The following is a 16,388-nucleotide window of genomic DNA, read 5'->3' as shown; positions in this document are numbered from 1 at the left end:
CGCTCTAATTCTCTTCGTCAGGATGCCGACAAGGCGCGTCCCTTCGAAAAGAGGATACGAGACCCCATGAATATTGCCCCCAATTCATATTCCCGCACCCGCAAGCGTCTCCTGGCTGCCGTCGCTTCCGTCGCCGTTGCCGGCGCGATCGGCGTTGGCGCATTGACCAGCGGAACCAGCCCCGTTCTGGCCGATGCCGTGCGCGTCGAGGCGCCGCAGGTCCCCAGCTTCGCCGATGTCGTCGAGCGCGTTTCGCCCGCCGTGGTCAGCGTCAAGGTCAAGGCCAAGGTCCAGCCCACGGCCGATGACGGTTCCGACGACCAGGACGGCTTCGACAATTTGCCCAACAATCCGCAGCTGCGCCGATTCTTCAAGGAATTCCGCGGCTTTGGCGATCAGGGCCAGAACGACGACGGTCCCCGCCGGTTCGGGCATCGTGACCGCGGCCACGGCGAGCCGCGCCCGGTGGCTCAAGGGTCGGGCTTCTTCATCTCCGAGGATGGCTATCTCGTCACCAACAACCATGTGGTCGAAGAGGGCACCGCCTTCACCGTGGTGACCAATGACGGCAAGGAACTCGACGCCAAGCTGGTCGGTACCGACCCGCGCACCGACCTCGCGGTGCTCAAGGTCGAGGGTGGTGGCAAGTTTACCTATGTCGACTTCGCCGATGACTCCAAGGTTCGGGTCGGCGATTGGGTCGTGGCCGTCGGCAACCCGTTCGGTCTCGGCGGCACCGTCACCGCCGGCATCGTCTCGGCGCGCGGCCGTGACATCGGCGCCGGTCCCTATGACGACTTCATCCAGATCGACGCCTCGGTCAACCGCGGCAATTCTGGCGGCCCGACCTTCAACCTCAGCGGCCAGGTGGTCGGCATCAACACCGCTATCTTCTCGCCTTCCGGCGGCAGCGTCGGTATCGCCTTCGACATTCCTGCCTCGACCGCCAAGCAGGTCGTCGAGGATCTGATGAAGAGCGGTGCCGTGCAGCGCGGCTGGCTCGGCGTCGAGATCCAGCCGGTCACATCAGACATCGCCGAATCGCTCGGCCTGAAGTCGAACAACGGCGCACTGGTATCCAGCGCTCAGGACGACGGCCCCGGCAAGAAGAGCGGCATCACCGCCGGTGACGTGATCACCCAGGTCGACGGCAAGGATGTTGCTTCGCCGAAGGAGCTCGCCCGCCTGATTGGCGCCTATTCGCCGGGCAAGTCGGTTGACGTCACGGTCTGGCGCGACGGCAAGAGCCAGAGCGTCAAGGTCGAGCTCGGCAAGCTGCCTTCAAGCGACAAGCAGGCCTCGGCCGACGACAAGCCGGCGGCTCCGGCCAAGGCCGATACGCTTGCCGATCTCGGTCTGACCGTCACCAAATCCGAAAACGGCAAGGGTTTGGTGGTGACCGATGTCGATCCCGACAGCGACGCCGCCGACCGTGGCATCCAGCCGGGCGACATCATCACCGCGGTCAATTCGATGGAAGTCAACGGCACCGACGACGTCACCAAGGCCATGGACGAAGCGGTGAAATCCGGGCGCAAGGCCGTCCTGATGCAGATCAACCGCGACGACAACAACCGCTTTGTGGCGCTGCCCGTCGCCAAGGGCTGACAACGACTTTTCCAGTGCGGCGGTTTCAAACACCCCCGAGCCGCCGCACGGGAAGTATGGAGCCGAGCACGTTAGTCAGTCATCGTGCTCCCCTCCGGCGGCAGCGGGCTTCCCATCGCCCGCTGCCGCACTCCGCCCGCGGACCATGCGCTCAGGCTGAGCGAACAAGCGGAGTGCTTTGGTGGCAACGGCATGCCGGCAGCATGCTGGGACAGTAACACCAGAGAACCAAGACTTTATCGCGCGCGGCCTGGATCATCTTGATCGCGATGCGCTTTGGCGAAGGCTAAAATGCAGATGCCGGCTACTCAATCTTCCAGCGAAATCGCGTATAACGGTCCTATGAAGATTCTCGTCATAGAAGACGATCGCGAGGCTGCGGATTATCTACAGAAAGCCTTTACCGAGGCCGGGCACACCGCGCATGTCGCAGGTGACGGCGAGACCGGCTTCGCGCTCGCCGATGCCGGCGACTACGACGTGATGGTCATCGACCGGATGATGCCGCGCCGCGACGGCCTGTCGGTCATCGCCGGCCTGCGCTCCAGGGGCAACGCCACGCCGGTGCTGATCCTGTCGGCGCTGGGCGAGGTCGACGACCGGGTCACCGGCCTGCGCGCCGGCGGCGACGATTATCTGACCAAGCCCTATGCCTTTTCCGAGCTGCTCGCCCGCGTCGAGGTGCTGAACCGCCGGGCCAGCGCCAAGGAAGCCGAAACCGTCTACCGCGTCGGCGATCTCGAACTTGACCGGCTTTCGCATTCGGTCAGGCGCGCCGGACGCGAGATCACGCTGCAGCCACGCGAGTTCCGCCTGCTTGAATATCTGATGCGCCATGCCGGCCAGGTGGTGACGCGCACCATGCTGCTCGAAAATGTCTGGGATTATCATTTCGATCCGCAGACCAACGTCATCGACGTCCATGTCTCGCGACTGCGCGGCAAGATCGAAAAAGGCTTCGACAAGCCCATCCTGCATACGATTCGCGGCGCCGGCTACATGCTTAGGGCCGGTTAGGCGGCGGCATGGCCCTTTCCGTGCCTGCCATCATGAAGACGACGGCTGCGCGGCTCTCGGCGCTCTATCTCCTGCTCTTCGCGCTCTGCGCCGTGCTGCTTGTCCTCTACATGACCTCGCTTTCGGCGCGCATGCTGACCGCGCAGACGCAGGAGACCATCAACGACGAGGTGCTCGGCCTTGCCCGCGCCTACCAGCGCGGCGGCCTGCCGGTCCTGGTTCGCGTGGTGGAGCAGCGCTCGCGCCAGCCCGGCGCCAATCTCTATTTGATCGCCGACGCCAACGGCCAGATCCTGACCGGCAATGTCCAGAGCCTGGAGCCGGGGGTCATCGAGACCGAAGGCTGGACGACCGAGCCGTTCTCCTACCGTCGTTTCGGCGAAGGCGAACTCGACCGGCAGCGCAGCACACCTTCCGATCAGGCCACGCCGCAGGCCGGCGATACGGCGGTCCGATCCGAAGGCGAGAAGGGCCACAATGCGATCGCCCTGGTGCTGCGCCTGCCGAACCAGATGATCATGCTGGTCGGCCGCGATCTCGGCGAACCTGAGCGGTTCCGCGCCGTCATCCGCCGCTCCCTGATGCTGGCGCTCGGCATGATGGGGCTGGGCGGGCTGTTGATCTGGTTCTTCGTCGGCCGCGCCGCACTGAAGCGCATCGATGGCGTTTCGGAAGCCAGCCGCCGCATCATGGGCGGCGATCTTTCGGGCCGGCTGCCGGTGACCGGCGCCGGTGACGAATTCGACCGGCTTTCCGAGAACCTCAACGCCATGCTGGCCAGGATCGCCATGCTCAACGAGGGGCTGAAACAGGTTTCCGACAACATCGCGCATGATCTGAAGACGCCGCTGACCCGGCTGCGCAACCGCGCCGAGGCGACGCTTTCGGGCAAGCACAAGACGTCGGACTACCGCCAGGCGCTGGAAGGCACCATCGCCGAGTCCGACCAGCTCATAAAGACCTTCAACGCCATCCTGATGATCTCCCGGCTGGAGGCGGGTTATTCCTCCGAAAGCACCAGCCGCGTCGATCTGGCCGCAGCCGTGCGCGATGTCGTCGAACTCTACGAGCCGGTGGCGGAAGAGGCTGGCGTTTCGCTCGAAGCCGCGGTCGATGGCGCATTCCTTGTCGACGGCAACCGCGAACTGATCGGCCAGGCGCTGTCCAACATCGTCGACAATGCGATCAAGTACTCGACCGATTCCACCTCCAAGCCGGCGGTCCGCGTGACGCTCGAACGCACGCATGGCGAGATCAGGCTCGCCGTCGCCGACAACGGCCAGGGCATCCCGGACGATGCCGATCGCGCCCGGGCGACGGAACGGTTCGTGCGGCTCGAGAAGAGCCGTTCCCAGCCAGGTTCCGGGCTTGGCCTCAGCCTCGCAAAGGCGGTCATGACATTCCACTATGGCCGGCTTGATCTCTTGCCTGGTAATCCCGGATTATCCGTGGTCATGAGTTTTCCCGCGCGGGAGGATCATTGATGACGGCGGCTGCAAAGCGGATGGCGAGGGACTGGCTGTTGAAGCCGGTGGCAAGGCTTGCTCCTCTGGATGACAGCCGGGCCCGGCAGGAGCTGGCCGAGATCGCCACCTTGGCACGCGAAGAGGGGTTGACGCGGCTGGCGAAATTCCTGGCTGGAACGGGTGAGGCGCAGGACTTCCTGGCCACCGTCTTCGACCTGTCGCCGTTCTTGCGTGACATGGCGCGTCGCCGACCGCAAATATTGGATGGGCTTTTCGATCAGCCGGTCGAGGCCCGGCTGAAGGCGATCCTCGTGGCGATCGACCGGGCATCGTTCTCCGAGACGATATCCGAATCCAGATTGATGATGGAACTGCGGCAATGGAAGGCCGATGCGCACTTCCTGATAGCGCTGGCCGATCTGGCCGCCGAGGCCGAGACCTCGCTTACGGTGCGGCGGTTGAGCGACCTTGCCGATGCGTGCACGCGCGCCGCCGTCGATTTCCTGCTGCGCGACGCGCATGGCCACGGCAAGCTGAAGTTGCCGGATCCCGCCAATCCCTCGAACCGGTCGGGCTGGATCCTGCTCGGCATGGGCAAGCTTGGCGCGCATGAGCTCAATTTTTCCTCCGATATCGACCTTGTGGTCTTCTTCGACCCGGAAGCGTCGGCCGTCGTCGATCCGCTCGATGCGACGGAGCTGTTTTCGCGGCTGACGCGCCGTCTGGTGCGCATCCTGCAGGATCGCACCGAACATGGCTATGTCTTCCGCACCGACCTCAGGCTGCGTCCCGATCCCGGTTCGACCCCGCTGGCGATCCCGATCGAGGCGGCGCTGCGCTACTACGAGGCGCGCGGCCAGAACTGGGAACGCGCCGCCATGATCAAGGCGCGTCCTGTGGCCGGCGATCTGGACGCCGGCACCGCTTTCCTCAAGGAGCTCCAACCCTACATCTGGCGCAAATACATGGACTATGCCGCGATCGCCGACGTCCATTCGATCAAACGCCAGATCCACGCCCACAAGGGGCATGGCGAAATCGCGGTCAAGGGCCACAACGTCAAGCTCGGGCGCGGCGGCATCCGCGAGATCGAGTTCTTCGTCCAGACGCAGCAGCTCATCGCCGGCGGCCGCTTCCCGGAACTGCGCGGCCGCGAGACCGTGCCGATGCTCGACCAGCTGGCCGCGCGCGGCTGGATCACCAGCGAGGCACGCGACGCACTGGCCCGGCAATATTGGTTCCTGCGCCGGGTCGAGCATGCCATCCAGATGGTGGCCGACGAGCAGACGCACACCCTGCCGGAGGATGATGAAGGGCTGGAGCGAATCGCCCGTATGCTGGGCTTTGCCGATGCGGCTGCTTTTTCCCTGGGCTTTCGCGCCTCGCTGCAGCAGGTCGAACGTCACTACGCGGCGCTGTTCGAAACGGCGCCGGAGCTCTCGGCAGGCATCGGCAATCTGGTCTTCACCGGCGACGTCGACGACCCCGATACGCTGCAGACCTTGCACGGCCTCGGCTTCCAGCGAACGAGCGACATCTGCCGCGTGATCCGTGGCTGGCATTTCGGCCGCTACCGCGTCACCCAGTCGGCTGAGGCGCGCGAGCGACTGACGGAACTGACGCCGGCGCTGCTCAAGGCTTTCGGCCAGACGCGTCGGGCCGATGAGGCGTTGATCCGTTTCGACGAGTTCCTCGCCGGCCTGCCTGCAGGCATCCAGCTCTTCTCGCTGCTCCAGTCCAATCCGGCGCTGCTGAAGCTTATGGCGACGATCATGGGCGCAGCACCCCGGCTGGCCGCGATCATCACGCGCCGGCCACATGTGTTCGATGGCCTGCTCGATCCCGCTCTTCTCACCGAATTGCCGGATCGTGGCTATCTATCGGCACGGCTTACCGCTTTCCTCGAAGGCGACCGCGCCTATGAGGACGTTCTCGATCGTTTGCGCATCTTTGCCTCCGAGCAGAAATTCCTGATCGGTGTGCGGCTGCTCGCCGGCTCGATCGATCCGGCCCGTGCAGGCCACGCCTTTTCTGACCTGGCCGATCTCACCATTGAGGCCGCGTTGCGCGCGGTTATGGCCGAATTCGAGGCGCGCCATGGCACAATCGCCGGCGGCGTGGTTTCGCTGCTCGGCATGGGAAAGCTCGGCAGCCGTGAATTGACGGCGGGATCGGATGTCGACCTTATCCTGCTCTACGACCACGATGCGGACGCCGAGGAATCCGACGGTGAAAAGCCGCTGGCCCCCTCGCATTACTACACCCGGATGACACAGCGCCTGATCTCGGCCGTCTCCGCGCCGACCGCGGAAGGCGTACTCTATGAACTCGACCTGCGGCTGCGGCCGTCGGGCAACAAGGGGCCGGTGGCCACCCACGTCGACGCCTTCAAGAAATACCAGCGCCAGGCGGCCTGGACCTGGGAGCACATGGCGCTGTCGCGGGCGCGCGCCATTGCCGGAGATGCCAGGCTCTGTGCCGAGGTCGAAGCCGACGTCGCGGCGGTGCTCGGGCAATCGCGCGACGCAGCAAAGGTGAAAGCCGAAGCGTCCGACATGCGCGCCATGATCGAGAAGGAAAAGCCGCCGCGCGACCTCTGGGACATCAAACTCATTGCCGGCGGCCTGATCGATCTCGAATTCATCGCCCAGGTAGCCGTCGTCACGGGCAATGTCGAGTCCGGCCGCAGGGTCACGGCAACCGCAGAGGTATTGTCGCGCCTTGCGCCACAATTCGCAGCCGCCGATGTCAGGGAGGAGCTTGGCGAGGCCTACCGGCTCTATTTGGCGCTGACCCAAATGATCAGGCTTTGCCTCACCGGCCAGTTCGAGCGGGACGATGTGCCGCCGGGGCTTTCGGATCTGCTTCTGGCGGTCACCGACTTGCCGGATTTCGGTGTGCTTGAAGCACATCTCAAGGAGACGTCGCGGAAGGTCAGGAAGGATTTCGACCTTCTGCTTCGTGCCGGGCGGCCGTGATCAACGGCCGTGCGGATCGCATCGGGGGTGACGATGCAACAGGAGAAGACCATGAGAAAGACAACCAAGCTCGCATTCGCCTTCATCGCGTTGGCAGGAGCCGTCGGCACTGCGGCCTATGCCGAGAACAGCGACAGCGCAAACAGGCGTGAGCGCACAATGATGCGCCTCAACAAGGCGATCAAGGACAATGACGGCACCATCAGCTTCGACCAGTTCTCAAGCGTCATGGATTCGCGGTTGAAGAAGCTGGTTGCCGACAGTGGTGGCAAGCTCACGGTGGAGCAGCTCGCCGCGGCGCTGGAAAAGGCCCGCTTCGAGCGCATGGCCAGGCGCATCATCGCGCGTTACGACACCAAGGGCGACGGTACGCTGACGACGGAGGACATCGCCAGTCGCGACAAGAAGCTCTTTGCCCTGCTCGACAAGAACAACGACGGAAAGATCAACAAGGGCGAACTGCCAAAGGGCGGCGGCTTTGGCCTACACCGTCAGTGGGATGACGAAGGCGACGACGGCAGCATGCAATAACGCCTTCCGGCACGGGCTTCGGCGACATCGCCGGAGCCTGTTGCTCAAGCTGCGACCTTGACCACGGGCGTCGCCTTCTTCACCGGAATGCGCACCGACACGATCGTGCCGACACCTTCGGTTGAGCGGATTTTCAGGGCACCGCCTTGCAGTTCGGCCAGAGAGCGCGAGATGGCAAGGCCGAGGCCGGACCCGGCATGGCTCTTGGAGAACTGGTTCTGCACCTGTTCGAAGGGCCGTCCGAGCTTGCCGAGCGCCTCCTTCGGTATGCCGCAGCCATTATCCTCGATCGTCAGCACCAGCGCCCCTGAGGTATTGCGGGCCCTGACCGATATGTGGCCGCCCTGGCCGGTGAATTTCACTGCGTTGGACAAAAGGTTGATGACGATCTGCTTGATCGCGCGGCGGTCGGCGAACAGCGTCAGCGCGTCGGCGATGCGGGTCTCCACGGTGATCGCCTTCTGTGCGGCCTGCAGCGAGACGACCCTGACCGTCTCGCTGATCAGCGGGCCGAGATCGATCTCTTCGCGGTCGAGCGAGAATTGGCCGGCCTCGATTTTCGACATGTCGAGAATGTCGTTGATGACGCCCAGGAGATATTTGCCACTGCTGTTGATGTCGGTGGCGTACTCCTCGTAGCGCTCCGATCCCAGCGGGCCGAACAGCCCCTGTTCCATCAGCTCGGAGAAGCCGATGATGGCGTTCAAGGGCGTGCGCAGTTCATGCGACATGTTGGCCAGGAATTCGGACTTGGCCCGGTTCGCCGCTTCGGCGCGCTCGGTTTCCTTCATGTATTTGCGGTTGAGCTCGACCAGTTCGCGCGCGCGCTCCTCTTCGGCCCGGCGGGCGAGGCTGAGATCGTGTATGGTCGCCATCAGCCGGCGCTCGCTGTCGACCAGCTTTTCTTGATGCAGCTTGATCTGGGTGATGTCGGATCCGACCGAGACAATGCCGCCGTCGCGGGTTCTGAGTTCGTTGACCTGCAACCAGCGGCCGTCGGCCAGCTGCCGTTCGAACGTCGCGCCGCCCTGCGGTCCATTGCTGTTGGCAAGCCGCCGATCGGAAGCGAAAGCGAGCATGCGCTCTTCCAGCGTGGCGCGCACGGCGCCTGGCATCACGTCACGGTCCGAAAGGCCATTGTCCTTCTGGTATTTGGAATTGCACATGATCAGCCGCTCGGCGGCATCCCACAGCACGAAGGATTCGTTGATGTTCTCGATCGCCGTTCTCAGGCGCAGATCGGCTGCCTCGGAACGAAGCGCCAGGTGGCGCTGCTCGGTGACGTCGACGGCGATGCCGATCAACTGGATTTCGGGCGCTTCCGGATCCATGACCTGCGCCCTTGCGCGCATCCATACCCACTGCCCGTCGGCATGCCGCATCCGGAACACCTGATCGATATGATCGATCTCGCGCGCGACGATCTTGTTGGCGAGTTGGAACAGGTCGCCATCATCGGGATGGATGATCTCGTCGACCTCGCCGAAGGACAGCATCGTGTCGCATGGCTCGTAGCCCAGCATGTCGTACATCGAGCGCGACCAATACATCTTGCCGCGCACCATGTCCCAGTCCCACAAGCCGCAGCGGCCGCGTACCAGCGCCATGTCGATGCGTTGATGCGCTTCGAGGTAGATGCGGTCGGCAGCCTGCGCGCGCGCCGCCTGGCCGAAATAGGCATAGAGGATGATGATCAGCACGCCGGCCGTCAGTACGAACAGCGTCACATTCAGCGAGACTGTCTTGCGCCAGGCGTCGAAAACCGCGTCCTGGGGCACCAGCGCCGCTGCCGCGCCTTTGCGACCGTTCGCCAGGCTGACCGCGGCATACCAGTCCTGCCCGCCAATATCGACCTCCATCACTCCGGCGCGGTCGCCGAACATGAACAGAGGCTGGCCGCCCTGGGCGAGGCTATCCAGCGAACGGCCTTGCCAGGACATCGAGCGCGGCGTCACCGCGGTGATCTTGAAGGCGCTGTCGGTGATGACAAGAACGTGGCCGCGGCTCATTGCGCCCTGACGGCTGGTCGTTTCCAACAGGTCCTGGATAGCGCCCGGCGCGGTGTCGGACATGGTGGCCAGCGAACTCGCCAGTTGACTGGACGCCAGCATCAGGATCGCCTTGGCGTTGCGCTCGATATCGTCGCGTTCGTTCATCAGCGACAGGACGCGCAGCGCCGCGATCGCGATCAGGAAGATGACGATGAGAGCCGGTATCGATCGGCGCAGCAATGGCTCGGCGGCCAGAAGCCGCTTGTAGGCCGGTTCGGCGATGAGTCGCGCATTCCCGGCAAGGCCGTCGCTTCGCGGCGTCTCGCGACGCGCAAAAGCTATCCCTCCGGGCGCGCCCCACGCGTCCGCCTTCGCCATAAATGGCACTCCCCGATTTGCCTATGCTGTCTGATGATCCGGCAAACGCCGCACTTCCGAATCGTCATTAAAGAATCAAAGGTGATTCGCCTTGTCCAGTGGTCCGGCGAAAAAAGATTAAAAATCGACTAAAATAGTGGCTTTTCCGCCAACCGAGCAGCGGCATGCGATGGCGATCACCGTTGAAAGGGAGTAATATTAGAGATCACGCATATTCCGTGCGGATTGCACATTGGGAGGAAAGCATGAATCGCAGATCTGCAATTGCTCTCGGCGTGTCAGCGGCAGCGGTAACGCCTTTGTTCGCCCTGGCGGCGTCGGCAAAAACGAAGACATACGGCCCGAAGGAGGGCAAGGAAATTGCGCCCGGCATCAGAGTGGTGGAGGTCGGTACGGGAAACTCAGACATTCCTGCCTACAAAAGCATCTCAATCGTCGATGTCGTGTTTCAGCCCGGCACACATGCTCCGGCGATGGTTATGGACAACGATATGGTATGCACCATCACTGCGGGCGAATTCACGATCAAGAAGGCCGACAAGGAGTTCAAGCTCAAGGAAGGCGACATGTACACTTGCGCCAAAGGCAAGACCGATGAGGCGACGAATACGAGCGCCGAGGTCGGCGTGCATCGCATCGCCATGTTGATATCCGCGTAGGGAGGCGGGAATCCGTTCGAGCAGCAGAGGCACACCCCGACAGGCCGGTGGCGTTGCTTTGGCATTGCCGCCGACCACCATGGTGGCCGCTTGGGTCTGGCTCACGCCAGCGTACGCTCGACAATATCGCTTAAATCCGCGGACAGGTTTTCGGCATTGGCGATCGAAAGCAGCGCTTCCCTGGCCTTGGCCTGCCGGCCAGGTTCGAGCGATCGCCACGACCGGAGCGCCGTTGCCAATCTTGCCGCCACCTGCGGATTGCGTTTTTCGACTTCGAGCACCGTCTGCGTGAAGAATCGGTAGCCTTCGCCGTCGGCGCGGTGGAAGCCGGTCTGGTTGGCACTCGAGAATGTGCCGACCAACGAGCGCACCCGGTTCGGATTGGCCATCGAGAAGGCCGGATGCGCGGTCAGGGCGCGAACCGTCTCCACCGCCTGCGGACCGGGTACGCTGGCCTGAATCTGGAACCATTTGTCCATCACAAGCGGGTCGGACGCATATGTCTCTTCGAAAGCCGCCAGTGCCGTGTTTGCCTCCGGCGAACCATGGTGGCGATGCGCGAGCACGGTCAGCGCGGCCGCGCGGTCAGTCATGTTGGTGGCCGACCGGAAGTGCTCCGCCGCAAGTTCGGCGCCACCTGGCAGCAGCGAGAGATAATCGAGCAGGATGTTGCGCAGCGCCCGCCGACCGGCGGAAGCCGCATCCGGGCTGAACGGCCGTTCGTCGGCAAGCCGCTCGTAGAGGCCTGCGAACACGTCCCGGTTCGCCTTGGCGATTGCCAGCGCCAGCGCCTCGCGCGCAGCGAAGATGGCGTTGGGTTCGATGTTCTTGCCGATGTCGCGCGCTATGTCGGTCTCGCCCGGAAGCGAAAGCGCCAGCGCCCGGTAGGCCGGCTCCAGCGTCTCGTCGCTCGCGATCCTGCCGGCAAGCTCGGTCAGTCGCGCGGTGAAGCCAGGCTCAGCGCCGCCGAGAATTTGGCGGAAGGCCAAGATCAATGCATCCGTAAGCAGCGTGTTGAAGGTCTGCCAGCGCGAGAAGCTGTCGCTATCGTGGCCGGCAAGGAAGAATTGGTCATCGGTGTTCTGCTCGACGGCAAGCGTTATCGGCGCCGAGAAGCCGCGGTTCAGCGAAACCGCCGGACGCTCGGCGACGCCTGAGAAGCGCACCAGATGCCGGCGCTTGCGGATGTGGATGATGCCGTCCTCGACGCTGGCGCCGTCGACCGCGTCATAGGCGACCGGCTCGCCACCGGCGCCGATCAGACCGAAGGCGAGCGGTATGTGCATCAGCCGTTTGCGGCTTTCCGACGGGGTCGGGGGCACCGATTGCTCGATTTCCAGCGTGAATTCCCGCTCCGCCCGGTTATAGGTCGAGCTCACCGCCAGGTTAGGGGTGCCGGCCTGATGGTACCAGAGCGCGAATTGCGACAAGTCGCGGCCGGACACCTCCTCGAACACTGTCAGGAAATCCTCGATCGTCGCCGCCGTGCCGTCGTGCCGCTCGAAATAGAGATCCATGCCGGCGCGGAAGCTATCAGGCCCGAGGATGGTACGGATCATGCGCACCACCTCCGAGCCTTTTTCGTAGACGGTCGCCGTGTAGAAATTGTTGATCTCGCGATAGCGGCGCGGCCTGACCGGATGCGCCAGCGGCCCCTGGTCCTCGGGGAATTGATGCGCGCGCAGCGTGCGCACCTCGGCGATGCGCTTGACCGCACGCGAACGTTGGTCGGCGGAGAATTCGTGGTCGCGATAAACGGTCAGCCCTTCCTTCAGGCAAAGCTGGAACCAGTCGCGGCAAGTGATTCTGTTACCTGTCCAATTGTGGAAATACTCATGCGCGATGATCGCCTCGATATTGGCGAAATCGGCGTCCGTCGCGGTCTCCCGGTCGGCCAGCACGTATTTGTCGTTGAAGACATTGAGGCCCTTGTTCTCCATCGCGCCCATGTTGAAGTCGGACACGGCGACGATGTTGAAGACATCGAGGTCGTATTCGCGGCCGAATGCCTCCTCGTCCCATTGCATCGATCGCTTCAAGGCATCCATGGCGTAGCCGGCGAGCTTCTCCTTGCCCGGCTCGACATAGATGCCGAGCTCGACCGTGCGGCCGGACATGGTGACGAAACTGTCGGCGACCCGGCCGAGATTGCCGGCGACCAGCGCGAACAGATAGGATGGCTTGGGGAAGGGGTCGTGCCAAATGGCATAGTGCCAGCCATCGCCGAGATCGCCCTTGTCGACCGGGTTTCCGTTGGACAGAAGCAGCGGCGCCTCGTCGCGGCAGGCTTCGATCCGCACGGTGTAGACGGAAAGGATGTCGGGGCGGTCGAGGAAGTAGGTGATGCGGCGGAAGCCCTCTGCTTCGCATTGCGTGCAATAGACGTTGCTTGAGCGGTAGAGGCCCATCAGCGCTTCATTGCCCGATGGCACCAGCTCGGTCTCGATCGACAGCCGAAAGCGACCCGCGGCCGGGGGGGTGACGATGGTCAGTCGGTCGGGCGTCACGGCAAAATCCGTCGGCTTGGCTTTCCTGCCGTCGATCTCGACGCGCCTGAGCGTCAGCCCGTCGCCGTCCAGCACAAGCGGCGCAGAGGCCGCGACGCCATCGCGGCGCTCGACGGTCAAAATTGCCGTGACGATCGTCGCCCCTGGCGAAAGACGGAATTCAAGGCTCGTTTCCGGAATGAGATAGTCGCTGGGGCGATAGTCTTCGAGTTTGAAGACCTGGCCAGTGTCGGTGCGCATTCCGTGGTTCCTGTCTTTCCGGGCCTGTCCTGCCCGTTCAAAAATTGAAGTCCGCGCTCTTTACACGAACCGGCGCCTCGACAAAACTGCGACAAGGTCTATTCAGACCCACCTTTCCAGCATCGCGAGGCAGTCATGGCCGCCGTCTACGACGTCAGGCATATCGAGAGACCGGCAACACCGGCCCGCACCTGGGCAACCATGCGGGAAGCGGCGGGAGCGTGACAGCAGGCCCCGGCAACAGTGACAATACCGTAGGGCACAACACGCTCACTGGCATTATGCTGAAGATCGTCTCGGTGGCGGTCTTCGTCGGCATGTCGACCTGCATCAAGGCGGCGGGTACTGTGCCGGCGGGACAGATCGTCTTCTTCCGCTCCTTCTTCGCTATCTTTCCGATCATTGCCTTTCTGGCTTTCAAGGGAAATCTCGGCACGGCTTTCAGTACAAGCCGTCCGTTCAACCACATCGCGCGCGGCGTCGTCGGCGTCTGCGCCATGGGGCTCGGCTTCTTCGCGCTGACGCGGTTGCCGCTGCCGGAAGCAATCACGCTGAATTACGCCCAGCCGCTGTTGGTGGTGGTGTTCAGCTCGATTTTCCTCGGCGAAGCCATTCGTGTCTATCGCTGGAGCGCGGTCGCCGTCGGTCTCGTCGGTGTGCTGATCATCTCCTGGCCGGAGCTGACGCTCCTGAGTTCCGGCGAGGCGCTCGACGACCAGGAGGTGCTCGGCGTCATCGCCGCACTGATAGCGGCGGCGATTTCGGCCGTCGCCATGCTGCTCGTGCGCAATCTCGTGCAAAGCGAGCGCACCGCCACGATCGTGCTTTGGTTTTCGGTGACCGCGAGCGTCATGGCGCTGCTGTCGCTGCCGTTTGGGTGGCAGGCGCTGACGCCGGGGCAGGCGGCCCTTCTCGTCGCCGCCGGCTTCTGCGGCGGCCTCGGCCAGATCCTGATGACCTCGGCCTATCGCCATGCCGAGGCATCGGTGGTGGCCCCGTTCGAATACACCTCGATGATCCTCGGCGTCGTGGTCGGCTACCTCGTCTTCGGCGATGTCGCCACGCTGAACACGCTGACCGGCGGCCTGATCGTCGTTGCCGCCGGCATCTTCATCATCTGGCGCGAACGTCAACTCGGCCTGGAACGCACCCGCACGCGCAAGGCTGCCCCACCGCAGGGGTGATCAGCACCGTTAGCCCCGCTCTTTGGCCAATCTTACCAGCGCCGTCCGCGTCTGCTCGTCGGCCGGAAAGAAGGACTCGATCGCCAGTTCCGACAGCGTCACGTCCAGCGGCGTGCCGAACACGGTGATGGTGCTGATGAACGACAGCACCTGATCCCCATGGGCGAGCCGCAGCGGATGCACGATGCCGCTCGGCTCGACCGGCGCCGGCCGCCCACTCTTCAGGCCGGAGGGATAACCGCGCAACTCACGCTCCAGTTCGATCAGCACCGGATCGCCTGACGCGTCGTTCTGGTGCTTCAGGCGTTCCAGCAGGTGCGCCCGCCACTCCGCGAGATTGACGATGCGCGGGGCGACACCTCCAGGGTGCAGGCTGAGCCGCAGCACGTTGACTGGCGGCTTGAGCAGCGAGGGCTCGGAAACGTCGGCCAGAAACGGCCCAATGGCAGTGTTTGCCGAAACGAGGTTCCAGTGCCGGTCCACCGCGAGCGCCGGGAACGGCTCGTGCCCTCGAAGCACCGTCTCAACCGCCGCCATGGCCGGTGCCAGCGAAATGTCGGTCAGCGGCCTTTCGGTGAAGCTCGGCGCAAAGCCCGCCGCCAGCAAGAGCTGGTTGCGCTGGCGAAGCGGGATCGAAAGCTGCTCGGCCAGGTGCAGCACCATGTCGCGCGAGGGAGCGGCCCGCCCGCTCTCGACGAAGCTCAGATGCCGCTGCGAGATCTCGGCTTCCGTGGCGAGGTCGAGCTGGCTCATCCGGCGTCGCGTGCGCCATTCACGGATGAGGCGCCCGGCGGAGGTTTGAGGAGATATCATGAGGGCATGGTTAGGGCGACGGCAGGCGCATTTCAATTACCCGCGAGGTCATGGAGAGGTGAGCGCTCTTAGCTTCGCCTTCACCTCGAGAAAATCCCGCCAGGCCAGCTTCTTGTGCGCCGGCGTCCTCAATAGATAGGCCGGGTGCAGCGTCGGCATCGCCGGAATAACGACGCCGGACGCTGTCGTGTGCGCGCGCCAGTTGCCGCGCAGCCGCAAGATGCCTTCGCTCGTATTGAGAAGGGTCTTGGCCGAGGGCCCGCCGAGATTGACCAGCACCTTCGGCTTGACCAGCTCGATCTGCCTTTCGATGAACGGCCGGCAGATCTCGGTTTCGTGCGGCGTCGGCGTCCGGTTTCCCGGCGGCCGCCAAGGGATGACATTGGCGATATAGACGGATGTCCGATCTAGCCCGATCGCGGCCAACATGCGGTCGAGCAGCCGGCCGGAGCGGCCGACGAAGGGCAGGCCTTCTATATCCTCGTCGCGGCCGGGCGCCTCGCCGACCAGCATCACCGATGCATCCGGGTTGCCGTCGGCAAAGACCAGGTTTTTGGCGGTGAACTTCAGGTTGCAGCCATCAAAAGTCGACATGTGCTGGCGAAGCTCGTCCAGCGTCGAGGCAGCCGAGGCCAATTCACGCGCCAGCGCCGCCTGCGCCTCGTCGGGTACCGCCGAAATGGGCGGGCGCGCCGGCGGAGCGTTAGGCACGGCGCTCGCATCGAGACGCGGTTGGGCCGCGGGTCGCTCCGGTGCTCTGCTATCGCTGGGCGCGGCAGCCGGCATCCGCTCCGCCGGCTTGGGCGCGGCTTCCGCGAAGCGGTTCACCGGCGCGTCATCCAACGCCTCGTCGACGCCCGCGCTGGCATAGAAGGCGAGCAGCTCGGCGATATCAGGTCGGCTGTTTGGGGAAGCGGCAGTCATGGCGCCACCATCGTTCGACTGGTCGCATATTGCAAGTTGGTGATTGCGGACATTGGCACAACCGGGCAATGACGGCCTGTCTGTGGCGGCGT

11 protein-coding genes are annotated in these 16,388 nt (G+C 63.9%); 7 read left to right on the top strand and 4 right to left on the bottom strand.

Features of this window, described 5'->3' with window-relative positions; genetic code table 11:
- The first annotated feature begins 66 nt into the window (after positions 1-66).
- From LB532_RS12695 to LB532_RS12675, 5 genes are all read left to right on the top strand, one after another.
- Positions 67-1,608 carry a Do family serine endopeptidase gene (locus LB532_RS12695; RefSeq protein WP_140638778.1) on the top strand — a complete coding sequence of 514 codons (1,542 nt, stop codon included), beginning with the start codon at positions 67-69 and terminating at the stop codon, positions 1,606-1,608.
- A gap of 342 nt (positions 1,609-1,950) precedes the next feature.
- Positions 1,951-2,625 carry a response regulator transcription factor gene (locus LB532_RS12690; RefSeq protein WP_181165141.1) on the top strand — a complete coding sequence of 225 codons (675 nt, stop codon included), beginning with the start codon at positions 1,951-1,953 and terminating at the stop codon, positions 2,623-2,625.
- Positions 2,626-2,633: 8 nt separating this feature from the next.
- Positions 2,634-4,109 carry a sensor histidine kinase gene (locus LB532_RS12685; protein ID WP_140638779.1) on the top strand — a complete coding sequence of 492 codons (1,476 nt, stop codon included), beginning with the start codon at positions 2,634-2,636 and terminating at the stop codon, positions 4,107-4,109.
- Positions 4,109-7,069 (top strand): bifunctional [glutamine synthetase] adenylyltransferase/[glutamine synthetase]-adenylyl-L-tyrosine phosphorylase, encoded by a 2,961-nt coding sequence (locus LB532_RS12680; protein ID WP_140638780.1) that lies wholly within the window; start codon positions 4,109-4,111, stop codon positions 7,067-7,069. The genes LB532_RS12685 and LB532_RS12680 overlap by 1 nt, the downstream gene beginning before the upstream one ends.
- A 51-nt stretch (positions 7,070-7,120) precedes the next feature.
- Positions 7,121-7,600 (top strand): EF-hand domain-containing protein, encoded by a 480-nt coding sequence (locus LB532_RS12675; RefSeq protein WP_140638781.1) that lies wholly within the window; start codon positions 7,121-7,123, stop codon positions 7,598-7,600.
- 44 nt (positions 7,601-7,644) lie between these two features.
- Here the strand turns inward: LB532_RS12675 and LB532_RS12670 are convergent, their stop codons facing one another.
- Positions 7,645-9,969, bottom strand: coding sequence for a PAS domain-containing sensor histidine kinase (locus LB532_RS12670; protein WP_140638782.1), 2,325 nt, complete (start codon positions 9,967-9,969; stop codon positions 7,645-7,647).
- Between the two features lie 299 nt (positions 9,970-10,268).
- On the opposite strand from LB532_RS12670, the gene LB532_RS12665 reads away from it, so the two are divergent.
- Positions 10,269-10,628: a hypothetical protein gene (locus LB532_RS12665; RefSeq protein WP_224556853.1), complete on the top strand. Its 360-nt coding sequence runs from the start codon at positions 10,269-10,271 to the stop codon at positions 10,626-10,628.
- A gap of 101 nt (positions 10,629-10,729) precedes the next feature.
- Here the strand turns inward: LB532_RS12665 and pepN are convergent, their stop codons facing one another.
- Entirely contained in the window at positions 10,730-13,375 is a 2,646-nt protein-coding gene (pepN, locus tag LB532_RS12660) for an aminopeptidase N (protein ID WP_140638783.1), read from the bottom strand.
- Positions 13,376-13,656: 281 nt separating this feature from the next.
- Here pepN and LB532_RS12655 point away from each other — a divergent pair, with 281 nt between their 5' ends.
- Positions 13,657-14,559 (top strand): DMT family transporter, encoded by a 903-nt coding sequence (locus tag LB532_RS12655; RefSeq protein ID WP_263487350.1) that lies wholly within the window; start codon positions 13,657-13,659, stop codon positions 14,557-14,559.
- 9 nt (positions 14,560-14,568) lie between these two features.
- Here the strand turns inward: LB532_RS12655 and LB532_RS12650 are convergent, their stop codons facing one another.
- Complete coding sequence (locus LB532_RS12650) at positions 14,569-15,372, bottom strand: helix-turn-helix domain-containing protein (RefSeq protein ID WP_140638785.1); 804 nt, start codon at positions 15,370-15,372, stop codon at positions 14,569-14,571.
- A 48-nt stretch (positions 15,373-15,420) separates the two neighbouring features.
- Positions 15,421-16,296 (bottom strand): uracil-DNA glycosylase family protein, encoded by an 876-nt coding sequence (locus LB532_RS12645; protein WP_140638786.1) that lies wholly within the window; start codon positions 16,294-16,296, stop codon positions 15,421-15,423.
- Between the last annotated feature and the right edge of the window lie 92 nt (positions 16,297-16,388).

The sequence above is a fragment of the Mesorhizobium sp. ESP-6-2 genome (genome assembly GCF_020164675.1).
Taxonomy (GTDB): domain Bacteria; phylum Pseudomonadota; class Alphaproteobacteria; order Rhizobiales; family Rhizobiaceae; genus Mesorhizobium.
The sequence above is the reverse complement of the archived record's forward strand: the minus strand, read 5'-3'. Positions and strand labels throughout refer to the sequence as shown.

What these genes read in the sequence shown, in the direction of transcription:
- LB532_RS12695 (WP_140638778.1), top strand. Translation starts at nt 67, where the DNA reads ATGAATATTGCCCCCAATTCATATTCCCGCACCCGCAAGCGTCTCCTG.
- LB532_RS12690 (WP_181165141.1), top strand. Translation starts at nt 1,951, where the DNA reads ATGAAGATTCTCGTCATAGAAGACGATCGCGAGGCTGCGGATTATCTA.
- LB532_RS12685 (WP_140638779.1), top strand. Translation starts at nt 2,634, where the DNA reads ATGGCCCTTTCCGTGCCTGCCATCATGAAGACGACGGCTGCGCGGCTC.
- LB532_RS12680 (WP_140638780.1), top strand. Translation starts at nt 4,109, where the DNA reads ATGACGGCGGCTGCAAAGCGGATGGCGAGGGACTGGCTGTTGAAGCCG.
- LB532_RS12675 (WP_140638781.1), top strand. Translation starts at nt 7,121, where the DNA reads ATGAGAAAGACAACCAAGCTCGCATTCGCCTTCATCGCGTTGGCAGGA.
- LB532_RS12670 (WP_140638782.1), bottom strand. Translation starts at nt 9,969, where the DNA reads ATGGCGAAGGCGGACGCGTGGGGCGCGCCCGGAGGGATAGCTTTTGCG.
- pepN (WP_140638783.1), bottom strand. Translation starts at nt 13,375, where the DNA reads ATGCGCACCGACACTGGCCAGGTCTTCAAACTCGAAGACTATCGCCCC.
- LB532_RS12655 (WP_263487350.1), top strand. Translation starts at nt 13,657, where the DNA reads ATGCTGAAGATCGTCTCGGTGGCGGTCTTCGTCGGCATGTCGACCTGC.
- LB532_RS12650 (WP_140638785.1), bottom strand. Translation starts at nt 15,372, where the DNA reads ATGATATCTCCTCAAACCTCCGCCGGGCGCCTCATCCGTGAATGGCGC.
- LB532_RS12645 (WP_140638786.1), bottom strand. Translation starts at nt 16,296, where the DNA reads ATGACTGCCGCTTCCCCAAACAGCCGACCTGATATCGCCGAGCTGCTC.